22 protein-coding genes, 1 tRNA gene and 1 pseudogene are annotated in these 20,821 nt (G+C 44.2%); 7 read left to right on the plus strand and 17 right to left on the minus strand.

The genetic code is table 11. The features are described from left to right. The first annotated feature begins 270 nt into the window (after positions 1 to 270). The 4 genes from ALIPUT_RS12570 (at position 271) to ALIPUT_RS13050 (ending at position 2,350) form a co-directional block, all read left to right on the plus strand. Positions 271 to 597 (plus strand): TIR domain-containing protein, encoded by a 327-nt coding sequence (locus ALIPUT_RS12570; RefSeq protein WP_196793315.1) that lies wholly within the window; start codon positions 271 to 273, stop codon positions 595 to 597. Positions 598 to 608: 11 nt separating this feature from the next. Further along, positions 609 to 1,520: a caspase family protein gene (locus ALIPUT_RS10780; protein ID WP_004329995.1), complete on the plus strand. Its 912-nt coding sequence runs from the start codon at positions 609 to 611 to the stop codon at positions 1,518 to 1,520. A 51-nt stretch (positions 1,521 to 1,571) separates the two neighbouring features. Next, the gene (locus tag ALIPUT_RS10785) at positions 1,572 to 2,114 is read left to right on the plus strand and encodes a TIR domain-containing protein (RefSeq protein WP_147554460.1); all 543 of its coding nucleotides are present in this window, start codon (positions 1,572 to 1,574) and stop codon (positions 2,112 to 2,114) included. Between the two features lie 62 nt (positions 2,115 to 2,176). Beyond that, positions 2,177 to 2,350 carry a hypothetical protein gene (locus ALIPUT_RS13050; RefSeq protein ID WP_178762865.1) on the plus strand — a complete coding sequence of 58 codons (174 nt, stop codon included), beginning with the start codon at positions 2,177 to 2,179 and terminating at the stop codon, positions 2,348 to 2,350. A gap of 41 nt (positions 2,351 to 2,391) precedes the next feature. On the opposite strand, the pseudogene ALIPUT_RS10790 reads toward ALIPUT_RS13050, so the two are convergent. The 4 genes and pseudogenes from ALIPUT_RS10790 to mobA form a co-directional block, all read right to left on the minus strand. Continuing rightward, positions 2,392 to 6,365 (minus strand): annotated as a pseudogene (locus tag ALIPUT_RS10790) (Eco57I restriction-modification methylase domain-containing protein). Positions 6,366 to 6,371: 6 nt separating this feature from the next. Beyond that, positions 6,372 to 7,388: a hypothetical protein gene (locus ALIPUT_RS10795; RefSeq protein ID WP_004329999.1), complete on the minus strand. Its 1,017-nt coding sequence runs from the start codon at positions 7,386 to 7,388 to the stop codon at positions 6,372 to 6,374. 97 nt (positions 7,389 to 7,485) lie between these two features. Next, a complete protein-coding gene (locus ALIPUT_RS10800) occupies positions 7,486 to 8,694 on the minus strand; it encodes a tyrosine-type recombinase/integrase (protein WP_004330000.1) in 1,209 nt (402 codons plus the stop codon). A gap of 1 nt (position 8,695) precedes the next feature. Then, the gene (gene mobA, locus ALIPUT_RS10805; protein ID WP_004330001.1) at positions 8,696 to 9,121 is read right to left on the minus strand and encodes a conjugal transfer protein MobA; all 426 of its coding nucleotides are present in this window, start codon (positions 9,119 to 9,121) and stop codon (positions 8,696 to 8,698) included. 285 nt (positions 9,122 to 9,406) lie between these two features. Between mobA and ALIPUT_RS10810 the strand changes: the two genes are divergently transcribed. Then, positions 9,407 to 10,627: a site-specific integrase gene (locus tag ALIPUT_RS10810; protein ID WP_004330003.1), complete on the plus strand. Its 1,221-nt coding sequence runs from the start codon at positions 9,407 to 9,409 to the stop codon at positions 10,625 to 10,627. Between the two features lie 407 nt (positions 10,628 to 11,034). Here ALIPUT_RS10810 and ALIPUT_RS10815 read toward each other — a convergent pair whose 3' ends face one another. The 13 genes from ALIPUT_RS10815 to ALIPUT_RS10870 form a co-directional block, all read right to left on the minus strand. Further along, positions 11,035 to 12,114, minus strand: a complete 1,080-nt coding sequence (locus ALIPUT_RS10815; RefSeq protein ID WP_155813751.1) for a hypothetical protein — start codon at positions 12,112 to 12,114, stop codon at positions 11,035 to 11,037. A gap of 18 nt (positions 12,115 to 12,132) precedes the next feature. Next, positions 12,133 to 13,539 carry a phage portal protein gene (locus tag ALIPUT_RS10820; protein ID WP_004330005.1) on the minus strand — a complete coding sequence of 469 codons (1,407 nt, stop codon included), beginning with the start codon at positions 13,537 to 13,539 and terminating at the stop codon, positions 12,133 to 12,135. Positions 13,540 to 13,550: 11 nt separating this feature from the next. Beyond that, a complete protein-coding gene (gene terL, locus ALIPUT_RS10825; RefSeq protein ID WP_004330006.1) occupies positions 13,551 to 14,966 on the minus strand; it encodes a phage terminase large subunit in 1,416 nt (471 codons plus the stop codon). 54 nt (positions 14,967 to 15,020) lie between these two features. Further along, the gene (locus ALIPUT_RS12195) at positions 15,021 to 15,467 is read right to left on the minus strand and encodes a hypothetical protein (protein ID WP_004330007.1); all 447 of its coding nucleotides are present in this window, start codon (positions 15,465 to 15,467) and stop codon (positions 15,021 to 15,023) included. Positions 15,468 to 15,490: 23 nt separating this feature from the next. Further along, a complete protein-coding gene (locus tag ALIPUT_RS10835) occupies positions 15,491 to 16,213 on the minus strand; it encodes a ParB N-terminal domain-containing protein (protein WP_004330008.1) in 723 nt (240 codons plus the stop codon). Beyond that, positions 16,170 to 16,868: a phosphoadenosine phosphosulfate reductase domain-containing protein gene (locus ALIPUT_RS10840; RefSeq protein ID WP_004330009.1), complete on the minus strand. Its 699-nt coding sequence runs from the start codon at positions 16,866 to 16,868 to the stop codon at positions 16,170 to 16,172. Before ALIPUT_RS10840 ends, ALIPUT_RS10835 begins: the two co-directional genes overlap by 44 nt. A 419-nt stretch (positions 16,869 to 17,287) precedes the next feature. Then, entirely contained in the window at positions 17,288 to 17,695 is a 408-nt protein-coding gene (locus ALIPUT_RS10845; protein WP_040293839.1) for an ASCH domain-containing protein, read from the minus strand. An 18-nt stretch (positions 17,696 to 17,713) separates the two neighbouring features. After that, a tRNA-Thr gene (locus tag ALIPUT_RS10850) sits at positions 17,714 to 17,784 on the minus strand. Positions 17,785 to 18,109: 325 nt separating this feature from the next. Continuing rightward, a complete protein-coding gene (locus ALIPUT_RS10860) occupies positions 18,110 to 18,433 on the minus strand; it encodes an SH3 beta-barrel fold-containing protein (protein WP_004330012.1) in 324 nt (107 codons plus the stop codon). Between the two features lie 11 nt (positions 18,434 to 18,444). After that, positions 18,445 to 18,597, minus strand: a complete 153-nt coding sequence (locus ALIPUT_RS13055) for a hypothetical protein (protein ID WP_004330013.1) — start codon at positions 18,595 to 18,597, stop codon at positions 18,445 to 18,447. Further along, positions 18,594 to 18,740 carry a hypothetical protein gene (locus tag ALIPUT_RS12890; RefSeq protein WP_155813752.1) on the minus strand — a complete coding sequence of 49 codons (147 nt, stop codon included), beginning with the start codon at positions 18,738 to 18,740 and terminating at the stop codon, positions 18,594 to 18,596. Before ALIPUT_RS12890 ends, ALIPUT_RS13055 begins: the two co-directional genes overlap by 4 nt. A 79-nt stretch (positions 18,741 to 18,819) precedes the next feature. Further along, on the minus strand, positions 18,820 to 19,071 hold the full coding sequence (locus ALIPUT_RS10865) for a hypothetical protein (protein WP_004330015.1): 252 nt from the start codon (positions 19,069 to 19,071) through the stop codon (positions 18,820 to 18,822). Positions 19,072 to 19,091: 20 nt separating this feature from the next. Beyond that, positions 19,092 to 19,370, minus strand: a complete 279-nt coding sequence (locus tag ALIPUT_RS10870) for a hypothetical protein (protein ID WP_004330016.1) — start codon at positions 19,368 to 19,370, stop codon at positions 19,092 to 19,094. A 147-nt stretch (positions 19,371 to 19,517) separates the two neighbouring features. Here ALIPUT_RS10870 and ALIPUT_RS10875 point away from each other — a divergent pair, with 147 nt between their 5' ends. Then, on the plus strand, positions 19,518 to 19,757 hold the full coding sequence (locus ALIPUT_RS10875) for a helix-turn-helix domain-containing protein (protein WP_004330017.1): 240 nt from the start codon (positions 19,518 to 19,520) through the stop codon (positions 19,755 to 19,757). Positions 19,758 to 19,759: 2 nt separating this feature from the next. Continuing rightward, positions 19,760 to 20,758, plus strand: a complete 999-nt coding sequence (locus ALIPUT_RS10880) for a virulence RhuM family protein (RefSeq protein WP_004330018.1) — start codon at positions 19,760 to 19,762, stop codon at positions 20,756 to 20,758. The last annotated feature ends 63 nt before the right edge of the window (positions 20,759 to 20,821 follow it).

Below are 20,821 nucleotides of genomic sequence, written 5' to 3' on the forward strand. Positions count from 1 at the left end.
AAATCGGTGCAAATTTAGAGATTTTTTCTCAGCAAAACAAATGTATATGCCAATAAATGCCAAATATCTATATTGTAAATGTGAATTTTTCACATGTTGTTTGTTTGTAAGAGAAAAAGTCCATATCTTTGCTGTGTGAATTCGAAATTAAGACCCTGGCGAAGGACCAGAGAATTCGCGCTAATTGATATGTATAGAATATTTATATCACACTCGTGGGCATATTCTTCAGATTATGACAAAATTGAATCATTCTTGCGTTAGGAAGGTATCGTCTTTTACAACCATTCAGTTCCTAAAAATGATCCTATTCACACAAATGGCACAGACAAACAATTATCTGATGCAATAGAGGCAAAGGTAAAGGGGTGCAGTTGCATTATCATTCTTGCAGGAGTTTATGCCACTTATAGCAAATGGATTAATAAAGAGATTGAAATGGCAAAGAAGTACAACAAACCTATCATTGCTGTTCAGCCATGGGGAGCAGAACGCACATCCTCTATCGTAAAAAATGCAGCAGATGTTATCGTTGGCTGGAATGCAAAATCTGTTGCCAATGCTGTCCGTAACTACGCCATTTATCAATCACTATAACTATTTGTTACATGAAAAAGGCATTGTTGATTGGGATTAATGATTATCCCGAAGGAAATGAATTGACAGGGTGTATTGAGGACATCAATAGCGTTAAAGCTGCAATTGAACGACATGGTGACGGATCTCCTAACTTTGGCGTAAAAATGATGCCAAATGTACAGACTTCAGGAGAAGTGATGGATGCTATTCGTAAACTTTTTGCAGGAAATGATGATACTGCTCTCTTTTATTTTTCTGGGCATGGCTATATGAATAGCACTGGTGCAGAAATTGTTATGCCTCAAGATATAGCTACCCCTGGTCAATATTATACGGGGATACAGATGTCAACAATAATGAGTATTGTTAACACTTCCAAGGTTCGCAACAAGATTATCATTTTGGATTGTTGTCACTCAGGCAATATCGGGAAATACGAACTTCAGGATGTAGGTAGCATTTTAAATACAGGAGTTTCAGTCTTAACAGCTTGTCGTGAAGACGAAGTTGCTATGGAAGCTGGTGGTCATGGTCTTTTTACAGAATTATTATGTACTGCGCTAAATGGCGGAGCATCGGATTATTGCGGTAACATTACTATTGGCGGTGTATATGCATATATCGATCGCTCTTTTGGACCTTGGGATCAAAGACCTGTATTCAAGACTAATGTTACGGAATTTGCTCCATTACGTACAGTTACGCCACAGGTATCATTGTCAATTATTCGCGAATTAACAAACCTGTTTACAAATCCCAATAACGATTTAGCTCTAGACCCATCTTTTGAGGATACGAACGACCCATCTGTAAATCATGAATATATTCTCCCTTATGCAGATGCGAACAACGTTAGAAAATTCAAATTACTTCAAAAGTTGCAGAGTATAGGGTTTGTAAAACCTATAAATGAGGAGTTCATAGTACCGGATGTCAGTTGACAGAGTTGGGAAAGTATTATTGGCGATTAGTAAATGAAGGAAGAATCTAATATGAAGTATTTTAGCGAGGCGTATTTTCGTAACATAGCATATAGCACTCCCCTTTACGAGCAACGTACATATAGCGATAATCTTCAAGGAGCATCTCTATATAAACAGTTTGATATATTCCTTTCATACAATATTTCTGATTTGAATGTTGTAAAAGGTATATATTACACTTTGTCGAAAATGGGGTTACAAGTATATCTTGACTGCATTGTTGATGTTGACTTGAAAAGGAATGAAACAAATAAAGATACAGCAAAAAGGTTGCAGAAAAGATTAATGAGCAGTAAATCTTTAATTTATGCTCAATCACCAGAAGCTGGAAGAAGTAATTGGATGCCATGGGAATTAGGTGTCGTGGATGGACATACTGGTAAATGTATGATCATGCCTGTTACAAAAGATGCGCAACATGCAAGTCCTCAACGGGAGTATTTACTTCTCTATCCATATATTATGCCTTATGGTATTGAAGGACAGATGAGAGTCTTCACAGAGTCATATCCTTATAGTGGAGAAGATCTTAGTTCATATATACGGAAATAACTCATAATATTAAGCAGTGCATTCTCGGCTGCATAATTCGAGATTGACCTAAAAAGAAGATTATGGCAACAAATCCACCGTCAGGAGACGGACATCGCAATGGTGCAGTAAGAAATCGTTCACAGGTTTATAATCCCAAAACTGAACAATGGGTAAAAAGGGATAAAGATACTGGGCGTTTTATGGATGTCAAACAAGATGGTACACCGTTTAAAGGTGTGCGAAAAGAAAAGTGAGTTAAAACGAGGGCAAGAGTATAACTTGCCCTCGTTTATGCTTACATCGGTTTTATCATTGATTCAATAAATGAGATTTCTTCGTCTGTAAGATTGTATTTGACATACAGTTGTTTGTCAATTTGAACAGATGAAAGCGACCAATCAATATCGCTTTCCTTCGAGAAGTCCTGCGTCGGGACAAAACGGAATGTTTTGGCCGTAGCATCTTGACTTGACTTCGCTTGACAGTGCATGAACCTCGCAAAGCGAGATTTGAGATATAGGCAAATATTTACGCACTCATCATACGAAACATTGGAATCTGCGAATATGCAAAGGTAAGATTCTGTACAAATTTCGTTAGGCTTTCCAACAAACGCATTAAGATTGTCATCATTAGCCTCTGTGCCAATGTTGTTTGCTCGAGGAATGATTACTTTGAATCTATCAATCCAGTTAGTGTGCAAAGGAACAAGATTACGTTCCACATACCCTTTTTTGAGACCTTTACCAATACAGACAACAGGAGTTGTCAGCCCATCAGATGTTTCATGAAAATTGGGATCGCTCACGAAATAACCACGCAAGCCAAATGGTCTCAATGGTGATACAAATGATTGGATGTATTCACTACTCTGTTCCGTTACTTTGGTGATGATTGAAATACTTCTACCATCTCGGATAAAAATATCAGAGGTATTCTGAGCAAGGCTTCTTTGAGAAGCATATACGCCAGTTTCTGTATGAGAAATTATGGTAGGTGCGGTTTTTATGTTATCATATTTTGCGTCCATTAGGAAATAGCATAATCCACCTTTGATCCCACATTACTGAAAAGGTCTGATGCTTTCGGATAATCGTGCAAGCTGCGAATAGTTTTGTCTGATAGCATATCTGCACGAAAGTCATCAAGCCCTCGTCCTCCTGCATACCAACGAGCAGGCATAATCATTGAAATAAAATTGGGTTGAACTTTTTTAGCTATAGAAACAAAATACTGATAAACTGGCACAGAACTTGCTTGTGCGTCTCCATCCATAACTTGATACGGTGGATTTCCCACTATCGCATTGAATTTCATATTCTTTATTCCTGTTCTTTCTGAAACGAATTTATCAACCTGCTTGATAAAGTGTTCAGGTTTGTTTTTAATTTGATTGATTAAATCCTCAAAGTATCTGGTGTTTACCTTAGCCTTGCGGAAGCCTATCAAGGTTCGTTTGGTGATGCTCTTTGCCATGGGAGTTTTGCAGATGACAAAGATGTTTTCTGCGACAACCTTGTCCCAGATTTGTTGTTCGTCTTCGATACTTGACACCGAAAATAAAGAGTTCTTTACTCGTGTACGGTAAATGCTGTATGCCATATAGAGGGGATATAATCCCGATTTTGAGTTGATTTCAAGAATACGAGAATCCTCGGCAAATACATTGGCGGTCACTTCACCCTTGTCAATGAAACGAGGTTCGGACAGTGTGGTTTCATACCCTTGTTCAAAGAAGTTATATCCACCCAAACAGTCGCCAAGGTGCATATTCACCACACGCCAAGGAGTAAGCACCGTTTCCTTATCCGGATTACGGAATGTACTGAAAATATCCGTTATGCGCTCGATGCGTTCCTCCACGCTGAGTTTGTCGGCAGCACGAGCCATAGCCCGGATACGCTTTCCGGCTGCACAGAATATCTCCGGGTCATAGTATTTCTTGATGTTGTTGAATTTCTGTTTGGTAACACCCTTAGGCATAAATTCTTCCCACGATTGAGGGTCGATGAGCGAAGCGAAGTTGTCAATGGTGATTTCTTGAGACTCGTCTTTCAACTCTGCTCCATAAATCAGCAAAGGCATACGGATGGATATACCCCGAAGAATGGAAATAGCGGCTTCCCGATTGTTCTTTTTCTTCTTCAGTTCTTCCAGTCGTTGTTTCTCCTCCTCTGTCAAAGGCTGTTTGTCCTTACCTTTCTTCTTGGATTTCTTTTCAAGACTTTCAAGTTCCTCGTATTGCTCATCAGTCAGCCCCTGATTGTTGATGTCCACTTGATTCGTCTTGGGCATGGCTTTTGTCTGACCGATAATCTTTTTGAGGTCATCGAACTCTTGCAACTCCAAATCATTGAGTTTCATTAACTCATCATTATACAGACTTCTGTCCTCAAAGCCATTGCGCACGACACGTTCCACATAGACCTTTTTGAGTTGTTCCAACATCCTTGGCACATCAAACTGATTCATCTTGGAACCCTCGATGGATATTATCGGGCAGAAATTCAGGAACTCGCCCATAATCTTACGGTCGTTGCCACTGGTCTTTCCTGTCTTGGATGAAATCTTGGCTGTTTCTGCTATCACTTTCAATGTTCTGTCCGGTGCGAAGTCAAAGACATAGCATTGCTCTTTAACCTTTCCGTTGATAGCGGCAGGAGTCTGCACACGGAAGATAGTCTGCATATAACTGGAGGCAGCCGTGTTATACGAGCCTGACAGCATAAACACAGCTGTCCAAGCCTTCACACTGACACCCGTTGTCAGTCTGCCACAAGACAAGGTAATGGTACGTGTGGCATCAGGGTCTTTGCCAATGGCTTCTTCTACCGCCACAAGTGCATCCTTGCTTTCTTCATCCTCATCTCCATTGCCTGCAACATTCACAACCTTGAAATGTTGGAATACCGAATGTGTCTGCAACATGGCACTCATCGCCCGTGCCTCCTTCACTCCAGGCAGCATCCACAGGGTATGACGGAATATATTGCGGTATTCCTCATTGGCAAACGGATAGCAACTCTCCCGGTCCTCTTTGGTTATAAGATTCAAGAAAGCACTTACATCCTTGTCATGAACGAAAGTTCCATTGTCATTTACACGGAAGAACTCACGGAAGTTGAATGCCACATCTTCGTCCACGAACTCATTGAGTAATCGTCCGAGGTCATAGGTGTAAATGTTCATGGTTGGCAGTGATGCGTATGGATTCGGGTCGCCAAAGTGCAGCTCATCCCAAGACGCTTTGGCACGCTGTTCCATTACATAGTCCCAAGTATATATCTCATCCTCCTTGAAATCGTCCAACAAATTGAATGGAGTGCCGGAAAGACGCAGAATCTTGGTCTTGTCCTTCGTAAGTTCCTGCATTACAGCCTTACCCAAATCTGTCTGTGTGCCTTCGTGCGCCTCGTCCACGATGATACAGTCCCATGCGGTGGCGAACACTTCATTGTTCTTATCAAAGTTGCCGCCTACAAGTTCAGAACCACGCAAGTCTTGCATGGAAGCAAAGTAAACATATTTGCATTGTCCTTGTTTTGCTCTTGTTTCCAGCGAAGTATGACTATCACCGTTATTCTTTGAGCCGTATGCAAAATCCCGCCTATCATAGAATATCTTGCCAAAGTCCTCAAACCAACCGCTATCAACTACCGGACGGTGGGTGAGAATCAAGGTTCGGCTGAAATCCATATCTTTTACCTCCTGTAATGCGGACAGCGTCTTACCAAATCGCATCTTGGCGTTCCACAGCATCTGGTTTCCTTTCTTGAACTGCTTTTTAGTCTTTTCAATAGCTTCACGCTGTTCCGGTCGGAATACAATAGGACTTTTGTCGTGTGAAACCTCAGCAGAAGATAATGATTCACGCCCCTCTTTTACGGCGATTATTGCCCGTTTAACTGTTTCAAGATCGGTAATAAACCACTCGTTGGCTTTGTTCTCGGTATCAAATATCTTTTTCTTGATACCTGAACGCTCCAGCACGCTATGCACTTCCTTGTCATTGAAAGAACACAAACCATACTTGCTGTTGTATATCGTAAGTTCCGTATATAAGAGGTCGTATGCTATACCTGCCGTTTGCGTATATTGATTGATACGTTTCTTGGCAGACTCGTTGAGAGCCTTGCTGTTGGGAGCAAGACCGAAAACATTGTCATTGTCACAAGTGGCTTCGCCCACTTTCAGACATCCCTTGTGCGCAGCATCGTTGATACGGAACACATATATCAGTTTTAACTTTAGTGAAGATGTGAATTTCATACCGCACTATTTTATTAGGTCTATAAATCGGATTCGTTTTCCCTTTTTGCCTGTTGCCTTGTCGGTAGCATGCCAATCCTTGATTTGGCAATAGACCCCATTGTGCCTGCGGATGTCATCTTTCAGACATCCTTCACATTGGGTGACCACTTCGGTAGTCCCGAACAAGTCGGCTACAACTTCCCTACGTTCTCCGCAACTATTTGGAATGACACCTCTTAATCCGTCCATCTGCCATACGTTCCACGAAATGATGTAAGCGATGTAGTTGATAGATTTCAGTAAAGGGCATTTGCCAAATTTCTGTTGAAAATACTCCACAAAAGAGACAAGCATAGATTCTCGGGCAATGAGTAGATTGTCTCCCTGCCACTCGTAACCGTAGGTACTTTTATAGGCTTCTTGTGCCCACTCAAGCCATTCGCCCGAAGTGGATGTGTTCTCGCTTACCACCCTTAGTTTGCGGTCAAGCAAACCGATACGCTGTTCCAAAGGGATAGTCTCTCCTGTCGTGGTATCATAGCGGCTAATCAGATATGGGGCTTCTCCGCAAGTGATTTCCAGTCGGATATCACGCACATAATCCTTCCAACTTTTGCCCTCCGGGAATATGATACAGCCTTCCGTTGTTTTCCATTTATGATGTCCCTGTTCGTCTGCATATTCGGTATTGAAAACATCCTTTCGTCCGAACCATGCTTCATCAATCAGGTTGTTCTGTGCATTGCATATCCATGATGGAGTGAAGACCTCAGCCATATCACGGGAACGGGTTGATTGGGTATCACGGCTTTTGAGGACACGAGGCATGATGATATGTCCGTTATCTCCTGTTATAAGGTGTGGGAGGATAGGGGAATTGTATTGGTATTCTTTGCCAAGATGTTCATAATCTGAAGTAGCCCAGAAGATATTGCGTTGCATTTCGTCCCTGCTCGTGGTGTGGTCTTTGAGCAAGGTGTTCAGCAATTCTGGTGAAAACTGGAATATGCTATCTTCCAATATATCAACTTCGACAGGCATTTTATATCAAGTTTACGCCCGTCTCTTCTTATGGAAATAAGGGAAAAAGGTTCTTCTCTTGGTAAGCGTTGGACGGATTCGCTAAACATTCATGGTTTCACAGCAAATCCAGTATTCTTTTATTGGCTTTATCTACTACTGTAGTATCCAGCGATGCAAGATAAATCTGTGTAGTGTTCTCAGAATCATGTCCCATTCCCTCGCTTATGACAGAAATGGGCACATTACGGCTCTTGGCGATACTTGCCCACGAGTGCCGACCGACATACATAGTTAATGGTATTGGCAAATCCAACTGCTTTCCAATTTTCTTCAACAGATGGTTCACACGGTGAAGTTCGTTGGCGTATTGCTTCCGATAATCTTCGTCCCGTTTTGTAATGATGGGCAAGAGGTATTCCGTTTCGTTTACTGGATATTTGTCAAGAATCTCTTGCATACACTTTTCCCATCTGATGAACAACTGCTGTCCTGTCTTACGTCTGCGATAGGAAAGAGTACCATTCTGCAAGTCCTTCTTTCTCAGATAAGCCATGTCGATGAACGACATTCCCCTTGTGTAGAAACAGAACAGGAACATATCACGGGCATAATCAAGATTGGGCTTCAATGACAAGTCCAGTCCTTTGATACGTCTGATGTCATTGAGCGACAAGGCTCGCTTCATTGTTTTCTCCACTCCCGTGTAAACGGACTTGAACGGATGTCGTTGCTCGGTCAGTCCATCTTCCACCGCACGGTTATAGACGGCTTTTAGAATACGCATATAGAAGGATATAGTATTGGGCGTATTTCCCCTTCCTTTCAAATAAGCCTCGTACTCTGCCAACAAATCCGCATTAAGCTGGTCAAACAAGACATCCTTGCCATTTATAAAACCGTTAAAACTTCTGAGTGCAGCTGTATAAGTCTCTGAGGTGCGTATTTTGCCCAAGCGTTTCAGTCTCGCTATCTGTTGGCTGATGTAAGCGTTGAATGACAATTCTTGCCTGTTTTCATGAAAGCGCATGACTACATCATCCGTTACGAATGTGCCGGATTGAAATAACTTGTGTATGATTTTGTTCAGCCTGTCCTTGTCCCACTTGATGCGTGAACCGATTGAAAGCAGGTAGTTGTTCCTCTCTTGTCCTGTCAATAGATGATGCAAGACAACCGTTTCGGAATGGCTGTCCCATTCCGAAACAAAAAGTTTATACTCGGTGTTTATCTGTCTGACCACACGGTTGTGAATGACCTGATAGTAGAGTGTGCCCTCCTTACCGTTTACGGTAGATGGACGGAACTTGACCTTTACTGATGCCATATCAGTCGGATTTTGATTGCTCCCACTTAGCGTACATCTCCCTTGAAAGTTCCACAATCTCCCTGCTCAACTTCACAAGATCAATGGTACAACTCTCCAGTTTGTAAAGCAACGCCATCGCCTTCTTCTCCGAAAAATGGCAGCGTAGCTCTTTGACTACCTGATTGTAGTTCGTACCAATGGCACGGAACTGGGCGTGAAAGTCCGACAGTTTAGTCGTGTAGTCCACCATCGTCTTGTCCACCTTCAGTACCTTGAACTTCTGCCCGAAGAAGTGTGCCTTGAGAAAGACGGCTTTAGCGTACACCTCTGATTCCTCGTACATCGTGAGAAACTTGTTCCATTCCTCATCATCGAAGCGCACCATCACGCAGTGTGTCTTCGGGTTCAACTTGGGATTTCTCCCGTACTTGCTCTTCTTTTTCATTCTTCTTATTCTTTTAGTTTAATGATTCATTCATAGTCTAATCTCCGATTAAAGAACCCCGAAATTATCCGACTGCGGAGGATAATTCAGCCCACGGCGGTGCAAGGATTTTCAGTCCCATAATTATATTTTTGAATAATTATGTGTTGTTTGAATTTTTATATGAAAATCAATGTTTTAAGCTTCCAAATGTGGCGATTTTATTTTGTTTATTTTTATCTATTTTTGTTTGTTTTTGTATTTTTGTGTCGAAATTGTGTGTTGAAATAATAATTATCCTATCAAATGAACTATTCAAAAGACGGAATAACAGTTGCGCCCATAATAGATACGAGTCATCCGAAAAAGAACGGAAAGTGCCCCGTAAAAATTCGTGTAACCTATCGCCGGGATCGTCGCTATTATCCGACGGGCAAAGACCTTACCTTGGATGAGTGGGAAGGTCTGACTACAACGAAGGTTCGCGCCCTTGTGGCCGTTCGTAAAGATATAGAAAGCAGTTACCAAATTGTTCGTGGGGTTGTTGAGGAATTGGCACGCGACGGTATTTTTTCATTCGATAGCCTCAACAAGCGATTGAAACGTTCGGGGGTTGATACTCTTAACCGTGCATTTGCGGCTAAAATAGCGGAATTAAAAGAGCAGGATCGTATCGGGTCAATGCTGGTTTATAATGTTGTTATACAGGGATTGGAGCGGTTTGCCGGGGATCGTATTGCTCTTGAATCTATAACGGTGGATTGGGTAAGACGTTATGAGCGCTTTCTACTCGGAGAAGGTAAGAGCCGTACAACGATCGGAATACACATGCGCCATTTACGAGCCATATTGAACGATGCTTGTCGATGCGATGCGATTAAACCCGCGCAATACCCGTTCGGCCGAGGGAAATATGAAATACAGGCCGGTGAGGGCCGTAAATTGGCTTTAACGCTGGAGCAGATCGGGCAGATCGCCCGCTATGAGGATGGGAACGAAGCAACGGCCAAATACCGGGATTATTGGCTGTTCCTCTACTTGTGTAACGGGATCAACGTCGCCGATTTCGTGAAATTGCGGTATCGTGATATTGTGGACGGTGAAATCTGTTTCGTGCGTCAAAAGACCGAGCGCACGACTAAGACCCGTAAGGAAATCCGGGTCGCGGTAGTTCCCCAGATGCAAGCTATTATCGACCGCTGGGGTAATACTCCAGCACCGAATAACTTTATTTTCCCAATTCTCGACGGGTCGGAGGATGCGGTGCAGAGCCACGCTAAAACAATAGCCGCTACCGGGTTAATCAATAAACGGATGCGGATGATCGGGGAGCAGCTCGAAATTGGGAACATATCGACCTATACGGCGCGTCATTCGTTCGCTACGGTGTTGAAGCGTGCCGGGGCGAATATCGCCTACATATCGGAAAGCCTCGGCCACCAAGATCTGAAGACGACGGAAAACTACCTTGCCAGCTTCGAGCGAGAGGAACGAGAGAAAAATGCTGCATTACTGACGAATTTTTAATACGATTATTTGCATAATGCGCCGCAGTGCAGTACCTTTGTCATATCGTGTTATTTTAGTTGGAATGATCGGCGGGGCACATCTTATTTCCGTCGGTCATTCCGTTTTTACTGCATTTCTCCTCTTGGATGTGGTGAATAGCAACAACCTCACGCCTAACCGACGCACTATTTCGCCGGACAAAGGGTGTTTCATTTTGGAACAGTGCTTACAGTGACGGAGAGAATGTCCGCCAAATGGACGATGAAACCTGGTGTTAATAGATTTTGCCTTTCCTGTTTCACCTTGCGAACGATGCTATTCTTGCTTTTGTAGTTTATAGGCGTGCACGATGCCTCATACTTTGCCTCAACTCCTTATGCAACACCTTGCAACTTATTCCCTACGTACTGCGCTTTTGCCAAGAGTTATACGGCATCGCGATTGATGAACAGCGAATCATTGAAGTGTTTTTTGTTTTCCCCTATGAAATACGGCAAATTCTTCGCCTTTTCGATTCTTTCGGTGTTGTCCTCGACCCATCGTTTGAAGTTGTCGGGCACATCCTTGACCTCATTCAGCGGTTCCTCCCAAAAATCCCTATCCGTGCCCTCGTTGGCTATAATTGGCACTGCATAGCACTTGCAGTTCGGGTGCCACCCGATGAATTTGAAAGATTTCGGATATTTTCCCTCCATTGCGTCACATATTTCCAGCGGCGCACGCCCTTTTTTGAAGCGCGGATACCAGAACTTTGCCAGCCACTGTACGTGCGATTTTGATGTTTTTACCTCATATCCGACAATAAAATCAAGTTGTTGCCAGCGGATACTGTCGGCTTCACGATAAGCGCTGTTTATTTCGGTGCGAGCCATACGCATAGCATTCTGATAAGATGACCGGTAAACGCCTTGCCCAGGGTGATAAGCCTGCGCCACTTTCGACAGGGTAAGATTGCCGAACGCATTTCGGACACGTCGAAATAGTTTGTCCGGCTCATTCAGATAGACGCGTACATCACGGCTTATATCGGCAGCGCTTCGGCCTTCGCTGATACCTATAGATAAGGATAATTCTATGTGCCGTTCGAACTGCTTGGCGATACTCCAAACTCTTTCGGATAAATTATGCCCGTAAGTTGTTCTACGTTGAAATGCCTCAAGTGCACCGAGATTGTGAAGCATCCATCCTTTTTTCGGATTGTCGAATAGTTGTTTTACCCATGAATCGTTCTTGTCGTTGGCAAAAAACCATTCCGAAGTGATCCCCGCTGTAATTATAGTGGACAACTTATTTCGGAATGAAGATAACGAGGCATCGGCTTGTTTACTACGGCTTTTGTTTGATGAGAAGGCGAACAATCGCCCCGTATTGGGTTGATATTTATATCCCATTCCCAGTCGAATCAATTCATCCGAGGCCACATCATACAAAGCCTCTATCTGTCGTAGATATTCTTCGACATGCGTTTTATGCTGTTGCTCCCATTGGGCGGCTTTCAAATTCAATCCGGGCATCGTTTCGAATTAGAATGTTGGCTCTATAATATTGTTCATAGATGCCTCTGCCTTCGCTTGCTTTATTCGCTCGATTTCAGCGGTAACATCATCGGCCGTTCCCATTAGTTCAACGCCCTTTTCCAGCGACATAACGCCATCCTGCACAGCACGGCCTATAGCCGCCCAACGTGCGGTGACATCTTCATTGAACGGTTCGGCAAATTCGTGTTCTATTTTGAGCGCAGCCAAATCAGGACGCAAATGAATATGGGTTACATTCATCATAATAGCGAGAATAAGATTTTTCTCCCTATCTACGGCTATGTCGTATATCTCTTTATTATTTTCGCGCTTGATATATCCCAGTACCATCGCGCGTTTGATCGCTTCGCCCGACAAAGTTCCCAGCCCAGCCATTTTCTCGGGTGTAAACTCGGGCGTGAAAGTGTCGAACAAGATGGACTGCGCGAGGTCTTCCTTTTCCCGTTGCTGCGTCTCGGAAGAGGTCGGTGGATTGATGTACTCGAATTTTGAATCCGCTCCGGTCATCCGAATCATTTTCCCGGGCTTGTCGGCTCGACCTTTCAAAAAATCTACGACATCGCCCGTTGCTGCGGCGATAGGGTCTGCGAAATAGTTATTTGTGTCGGATATTTTGCTGTCTATATCCTCCTCGCGGTCTATGCGGGGGTTGAGGCCTCCCCACGCTTTATCCTGTCGGTAGTAGATAACATTGATTTTTCCGGTTGGATTGGGAGTTGCAATAACCTCCCAATTAAGAGATCCTCGTTTGCATCGGTAGATCGTATCAGGTGTTTGAATATCGAAATGCTCGATAGTTGATGTCCCCTCTTTAAGGTAGTACCCATACCCGAATGCAATGAGGTTCTCGTATAGGTCGAATAATGGACGTAGGGTGTATCCTTTCGACTTGCAAATTACCACAACTTTTACCTGCGGTTGGAAATTCTCGTCCCGATAGATGTGGTAGAGCTTGGCACATTCAGTTTCTGCTCCCGCAATGCGTTTTGCTTTACGCATGGAAACGTTGAATCGTGTATCTTGCAAAAATTGATTATATGCTTCGAAAGCCTCGTCCGAACCTTCGTTGTTCACCTTCTTCCATCGTATCGGATTCCCGAGCAGAAAGAATAGTTCCACCTCATTGATGTACTTCTGTCGTGCACGAGGCAACTTCTCGGTACGATAAGGCTCCTGGCCTTTCCGCATCTTATCGGCCTTTCGCATAATACGGTGGAGTTCGGGGTTATATTCCTGAATCGCCTGCAAAACCTCCGTATCGCGATTCTGCATAAGTGTTTGAGCCTGTGTAATGTCTTTGTCCTTGATAAGCGTAAGCAGATCACGTTCTGCACCGGTTGCATTCAGATATTTATTGCGTATCGCATTGAGTAGGTTGTCTATAAATCCCATATCCGTACTTTTTACCAAATTCCTAAATCCTCTTTGTCTAAATCTTCTTCATTGTTGAAATACCCCCGCTTTTCGATTACTCCGGTCAGGGCATCTTCGGCGTCGTCATGGCTGTTGAACTCCTGCTGCTTACGGTATGATTTGACATGCGAGGCGAACTCCGGCCATTTGTGCTCCCATCCGGTCGGAAAATAAATAAGGTTTTGCACTTCATTCGATCGCGTGAAAATACGCACCCTTTTGTTGGCGGTCTGCGTAAATGGGTTGAACGATGTAAAGTTGTTACCGATTATTCGGCACTGCGCCTCAACATTGCGCCCGAAAGACCTGCCGCCATTGTTGCTCTCGACGTAGCAGATCTCCGTCTTGTTTCGGGACAGCATCTCGGCTGTTGCCGGCTCGGTATATTCCATCGGTTTCTGTGTATATAAAATGTCCGTCACGAAATTGCCGATGGGAGTTTCCGTATAGCAAATAGAACACAGATAGTCACTGCCGGTATCAGCGGTATCCGTGTAGTTCTTTCGCTTCATAGATGCTGCATATGGAATTATGTCGTATGTCTTAAACTCTCCATACATCAAACCTTCCAGCGGCTTCGGGTTCTGCATATATTGCGTTTCAAAGACAAATGAGTTCGATCTCTCGATTTTGTGCAGTTCCTCCAGCGTATGCTTAAATTCCCAGAGAGGCTGTTCCTGTCCGTTTTCGTCATGCCAGATGCAGGGCAACGAAAGTACCGTCCATTCCTCCGGCTCGATCTCCTGAAGATAGCCGCATAGATCGTGCTCATGGAGCCGTTGCATAATGATTATGATAGGCGTATTGCGCGAGTTCACGCGGTTGCGGATAGTCGATTCAAAGCGATTGTTCACCCGCTCGCGGATCGTTTCGGATAGTGCATCTTCCGGTTTGATCGGGTCGTCGATAACAATAGCTCCCGCAAAATCGCTTTCCCACGCAGGAATAAAATCACCCATTTCGCGCCGCTCCCTATACGGATCATTTACTTGACCTGCACCAAATCCTGTAACCTGTCCTGCTGCACTTACTGCATACAGTCCGCCTCCGACGGATGTATACCACTTTTTAGCATTCTTGCTTTCGACGACTACTTCAGGGAAAAGCCGCTGGTAGTAGTCTGATTGTACCGTTTCATTGATCTCTTTCGAGTTGTCGAGAACAAGATCATCGGAGTATGATAGGTGTATGAACTTACTGCGGGGGTTTAACGCCAGCCCGTAGGCGATGAAGTTCTTAGAGACAAGTTCGGTCTTGCCATATCGTGGCGCAATATTGATAATAAGACGCTTTATTTCGCCACGGACGACTTTGTCAAGAGCTTCGCATATTTTGCGATGATGATCGCCGACAATAAACCGCATCCCCGTCTTATGCTTGAACATGTAACGGGTGAAATTCAGCATACCGGAAAGACAGAAGGTACGCTCTATGTCTATGTCGCGAATCGGAGTAGTGCGTTAATACTCTTCGTTAAGTTTTAACCCATATTGTCTTGCCTCTTCGGGAGAGAGAGTGCGAGGTGGAATAAGTTCGGCACCATCTGCTCCTGTAACCTCTTGACGTTCTACATATCCCCGTTTTTTTCCGCGTGTTTTGAGAGTGAAAATGATCGCTGTTTCGGAGGGACGTTCGATCCAACCGGCAAATCTCTTTTCGCCATTCTCGTCCTTTTCGATGGCCGGAACGCCGGCAACCAATTTACGCAGGTTGCTTTCGGCCAAATCAACGAACCGTTCACGGGAATCTTCGAGGGCTTGGGCGAATTGCTCATCATCATTGCACCATGTGTAAATTGTGCTACGCTCTACACCTAAATTAGCAGCTATGTCTGACAAAATACCGCCGCAAGCATTTGCAACCTTGCGAAAGGTATCTAATTTCGGTTTTTTGGAGGGCATTGCCATTTTTTATACTGTCGTTTTTGTCGTTATTCGACCCGTTCAACCATATCCGAGAACATTTCGCCGGGGATTATTTTGTCGTCTGGCCTGAACCCGAACCGAAGCATGAATGATGATTTCGCCCTATAAGACTTAAAGTTGAGCATTACATAGGATTCGATGTCTTCCGCTTTTTGCTCTGCCTGTTGACGAATCTGTTCTTTCATCTCCTTTACCGCGGCCTTGCGTTCCTCAAACGGTCGTTGTATCTCTTCGAAATCACCTAACGTATCAGACAGTTCTGAACTTATTTCGTCCTGCATGACGGATATACCGTATATGTTCATGTCTGCTTCAGAAAGGCCAGCGGCTTTATAGTCTATTTCCGGTACAAGTACTTTTATTTTCTCCATGTCGAATTCTCCCATTGCGGAGGGCGAGTTCATGAAGATATTTTGTTCGCGCTCTGTCTTGTCGTCTAACTCTACAGCTTCTACCTTGATCTCATAATCCGTTTCAGGTGTCCCGTCGTAATTGTTGATGATGTCAAGCGTCTGTACGCGCTTGTGCCCTGAAACCAGATAAGATGACAACTGATTCCATACGATACCGCCCAGATAGCCGACAGTTTTAAAGTTCTTTTTGAGCTTCTTGATGACTTCAGGGTCTTCTTTGCGTGGATTGTATGGAGCAAAGTTGATTTGTGATCGCTTGATTACGACCGTTTCACTTTGCTTGTATTTGGGCTGCTGCTCTTTTCTCTTCGTCATATCGCAGTAATATATTTCGGGATAAGGGGAATACTTTGTAAATCTTTTCGAGGTCTTGCGGATAATGCCGGCGGAGGTAATCGAATACCTCCGGCAAAAACGTCAGACCTTGCGATTTGTTCTTGTTGTAGGATATGGGTTCAGGCAGTTTCTTTGCCTTGATGTAGGCCATGACGTCCGATTTCTTCCACTTGGATAGAGGATATACCTTGTTCGTATTGCTTATAGCTTCGTTCTCGTATCCGCGCAACATAAGACAGCGATTCATTCCGTCCGACTGCTTCATTCCATAGAAAGAGTAAGATATTCCCGTCTTCATCCGGACGGATTCATCAACGTCTTTCAACGATAACAGCTTTACATTGGGGTTAGGAATGCAGTATAGCCCACAACGCAAAACACGCGTCAACGTCCAATGGGGGACTTGCAGTATGGTAACATTGGCATAACGAGCTTTGACTGCTCGCAAATAGTTGTCAATGTGGTCGAGGCCCTTGACGAAATACATGAACACGCAAACGATCTCTTTGAAGTGCGGAGCCATTAGGTCGAGCAATACCTCGCTGTCTTTGCCACATGAATAAAAAAGGATCGCCCTGTCCGTTTTTTGACGGACAGAGGCAATCACTTCGTTTGCATGGTCTATCGGGGTCATGATTAACCTGTTGCCATGCCAAAGGCGGCGCGAATGTCGCGTGCACGACCGGCACGATTCGTCGCACGACCGCCTACTGCACGATAACGAACACGGCTAGCGCCTGTCGTCCGATTGATTCGATTTCTTACTGAATTTCGAGTGCAGCTTGAATTTTAGAAGTCTGACAATAATGTTTATTTTCTATCCATTGACTAACCCTAATCTGGAGCGCATAGCCGAGACAGCTTGTTTGTTCCCTGTTCTCTGATAATAGGGCAACAATGCCTTTGCATTCGCTCTCATGATTCTATTTGACCTATCAATACCACCACCGCTTACCCTATTTGCATTAGAAATAAGAGCACGTAGCGTTTGTTGCCCGATTTGTTCTGCTGTTTTTTGTCTTCGTCTTCGAGTGCAGCAATGATTTTAAGGGTTTAACAATTCATTTTCTCGATTACCTTGCCGAGGTGGTAGTCGATCTCGGTCATGGTATATTCGTTACCGTTGTGCTCGTACACAATCGGCTCTTTCGTCTCTTCGTCGCAAACATCTACCAGCTCGACGCCTTTGACTTCGACCAGCGCGCCGGGGCGATTCTTTTCGTAACCTACCCAGAACTGTATGGCATCGTAGTGGTTGATAACCGTATCAACGCCCTTCTCGCTGTCCCACGCCGATTCGGGCACGTCACTGTCTTTCTTGTAGACTTTGCCTGTGTTGTTGTCTCGGTATGAAATGTATTTCGTGTTGGTCGGGCGTACTTCGCGGGTCTCGACCGTTTTTTCACCCGACAAAATGGCGTCGAACCATTTTTGTTTGATGATAAGCGTTAAAATTTTCATAGCCGTAAATTTCATTAGTAGCGGGGGCAAGAATCGAACTTGCGCCTGCGGGACACTAACCCGCCGTGGTAACCTCTGCACTACCCCGCATATATCTGTTCGATGCAAAAGTGGACACGTTCGGCACATTATGCAAATCTTACTATTGAATTATTTATTAAAAATACGATTTTTTATTGAGAGCTGCAATTTTTAAGGTCTTTTCTTCACACACCCTTTGCAGCGGATAATCTCAAGCACTACTGCGTCATATTTGACGATCAATAGGCCGTCGCGATTGTTGTCTGCACCTTTGTAGGCTTTACACCCACACTTCAGCCGCGTGCGGTGACATGTCGCGTCCGTCAATTCGAATGCCTTTTTGAGTAATGTCAAATCGCTGCGTTTTTCTACGTACATCGTTGGTTTCATATATTATATAACTTTTACAAAGTTGAACATTCTGAATGACCGCCAGCCCTCGGCAACCGTATCGTAATAGGTTACGAGGTGTTTGTTAGGCTTACGGTCGTCACCTTTTGTTTCGGGGCATAAGTCGTCCTTAAGCGTACCGAATGCCTGTCGCAATTCACCCGTACTCGATTTGAGGTAGAAGAACTGCACGATGCCCGCGCGCATCTTTATCTTCAATTTGAACACCTGCCATGCCTTATGCAGACACTCAGCAAAGGTTACACCCGTCGCGCGGCACATCTGCCACGCCGTGCGCATGATGATGGAAAGGTCGGTTCGTTTCATTGTTATATAGGTTAAAAGTTGGTTTTTAGTTTGAGTAGTCGCAAGCACTCTTTCAACTCGCTGTCTGTGTATTTCTTGGCGATCTCTCGTGATATGCCGTTTGTGTTCATTGCGATTTTGATCGCAGCCTCTCTGTTCACCTTGAAGGATTTTCTTGTCTTCATAGCTTTTCAATTTTTTCAAATGTAACATAATACAGCCTATTGCCAACGAGTACCATTGCGATATTCAGTTTATCGAACTGTCCTCGATATTCACCAGTATTGCGTCCGAATCTCACCGGGTCGCCAATTTTTATGTCTTTCATATCTTTCATTTTTACCACCGGCGGCAGGTGCCGCCACGCTTCGGGCCTGAGGTCTGTTTATAGCCGCCCGAACGGCTTTTTAATCGAGTTTGTAAAGCAGCAACTGGCAATCTTCAACGTGTAGAACTCTCGTCGGTTCGACTTTGTCGATGTATCCGAAGAAGTCGTTTTTATCTGCATAGACGTACGCCCACTGGCCTTTCAGTTCGATTTCTTCTCTTGTGCCGAAATAGGCTACGGTGTCATCTACCTCTTCAACAAGGCCCCATGCCTCATTGCCAATACCTTCTCTGTTGATCGCGTCGATCACTTTAAATGCAAATGCGTTCATAGTTCTATTGTTTTTATTTGTTAGTTCAACATTTTCTTCAACCAGTCAGCAGCTTCTTTGTCTTCTTCGCCGTCCTCGTCATAAACTGCTTCAACGGCTACCGTTTCGTCCTCGATCGACCAGCTCGGCGCCGTCCAGTAGTCACCCTTGTCCTCGACGATCTCGGCGTCGTATGCGATAACGGCCGTAATACCGTTACTCTCGATCTCGAAGGTCTCGGCTTCGCCGTTGAGCTTCGTAATGTACGCTGCCGCCTGCTTGGCGAGGTTTTGCATCGTGGTATAGGTTGCCGTTGTCATAGTTATTATAGCTATTGGTTTTATTTTCTGATGCAAATATAAAGCTATAAATTTAATTATGCAAATAAAAATTAAAGTTTTTGCTATTATTTTTGTAGAAAAATAAAGTTATAGCTACATTTGTACCAACACCAAACATTTAAAGCTATGGATATAAAGAGATCAATAAAAGCTAACGGCTTAACTGTTAAAGAAGTGGCCGAAAGAATGGGAATTACACCCGTAGGACTTAGCCAACATATTAATGGGAATCCGAGTGTAGAAGTGCTTGAACGTATCGCCGCTGCTATTGGCTGTAACGTGGGGGATTTTTTCGCCCCTCAGCCGACGAACACGATAATGTGTCCGAAATGCGGTACGGTGTTAGAGGTCAAAGAAAGGAAATAATCATGGAGCAAGAGTTGATCCTATACAATTCGGTGGATGGGAAAAGTCGCGTATCCTTATTAGCACGCGACGGTTCCGTTTGGCTCAATCAAGCACAGATCGCAGAACTTTTTGCCACCTCTGTTCCCAATATCAGCCAACATATAAATAACATATTAAAAGATGGTGAGTTACCAGATGAATCAACTATTAAGGAATACTTAACAGTTGCCCCAAACGGCAAATCGTATCAAATAAAATTTTATTCACTGGAAATGATTTTGGCAATAGGTTTCCGCGTCCGATCCATCCGTGGCGTGCAATTCCGCCAGTGGGCAAACCGCAATCTCGCCGAATATCTCCGTAAAGGCTTCGTTATCGACGATGAGCGCCTGAAAAACCCAGACGGCCGCCCCGACTATTTCGACGAGTTATTGGATCGCATTCGGGATATACGTGCCTCGGAAAAGCGATTTTATCAGAAGGTGCGCGATCTGTTTGCATTGAGCAGCGATTACGACACGACGGACAAGGCTACGCAAATGTTTTATGCCGAAACGCAAAATAAGCTCCTCTATGCCGTAACAGGACATACATCCGCGGAGATCGTGATGCAACGAGCCGATGCAAATGCTCCCAATATGGGGCTTACCTCCTGGAAAGGTGCCGTAGTACGCAAGCAGGACGTTATTATTGCTAAAAACTACTTGACACACGACGAACTCGATTCTTTGAACCGGTTGGTTGTGATCTTCCTCGAAACAGCCGAGTTCAGGGCAAAGAGCAGGAAAGACCTTACGATGGGATTTTGGAGGGAGAACGTAGATAAAATTCTGGTATCGAACGATCAGCCCCTTTTACCCAATGCCGGTACGGTTGGCAAAGAGCAAAAAGACGCATTCGCCTACCAGGTTTATGAAGAGTTCAACGCCCGCAGAAAACGTAAGGCCGCAATCGAAGCCGATCGGGAGGATATGGAACAGTTAAAGGAGCTGGAATCCGAAATCAAACACCGAAAATAAGACCTGCCTGCATTGCGGGAAATTGATAACCATAAAGGTGGAATAACCACAGCGACACGACGA

Source organism: Alistipes putredinis DSM 17216, from assembly GCF_000154465.1.
GTDB lineage: Bacteria > Bacteroidota > Bacteroidia > Bacteroidales > Rikenellaceae > Alistipes > Alistipes putredinis.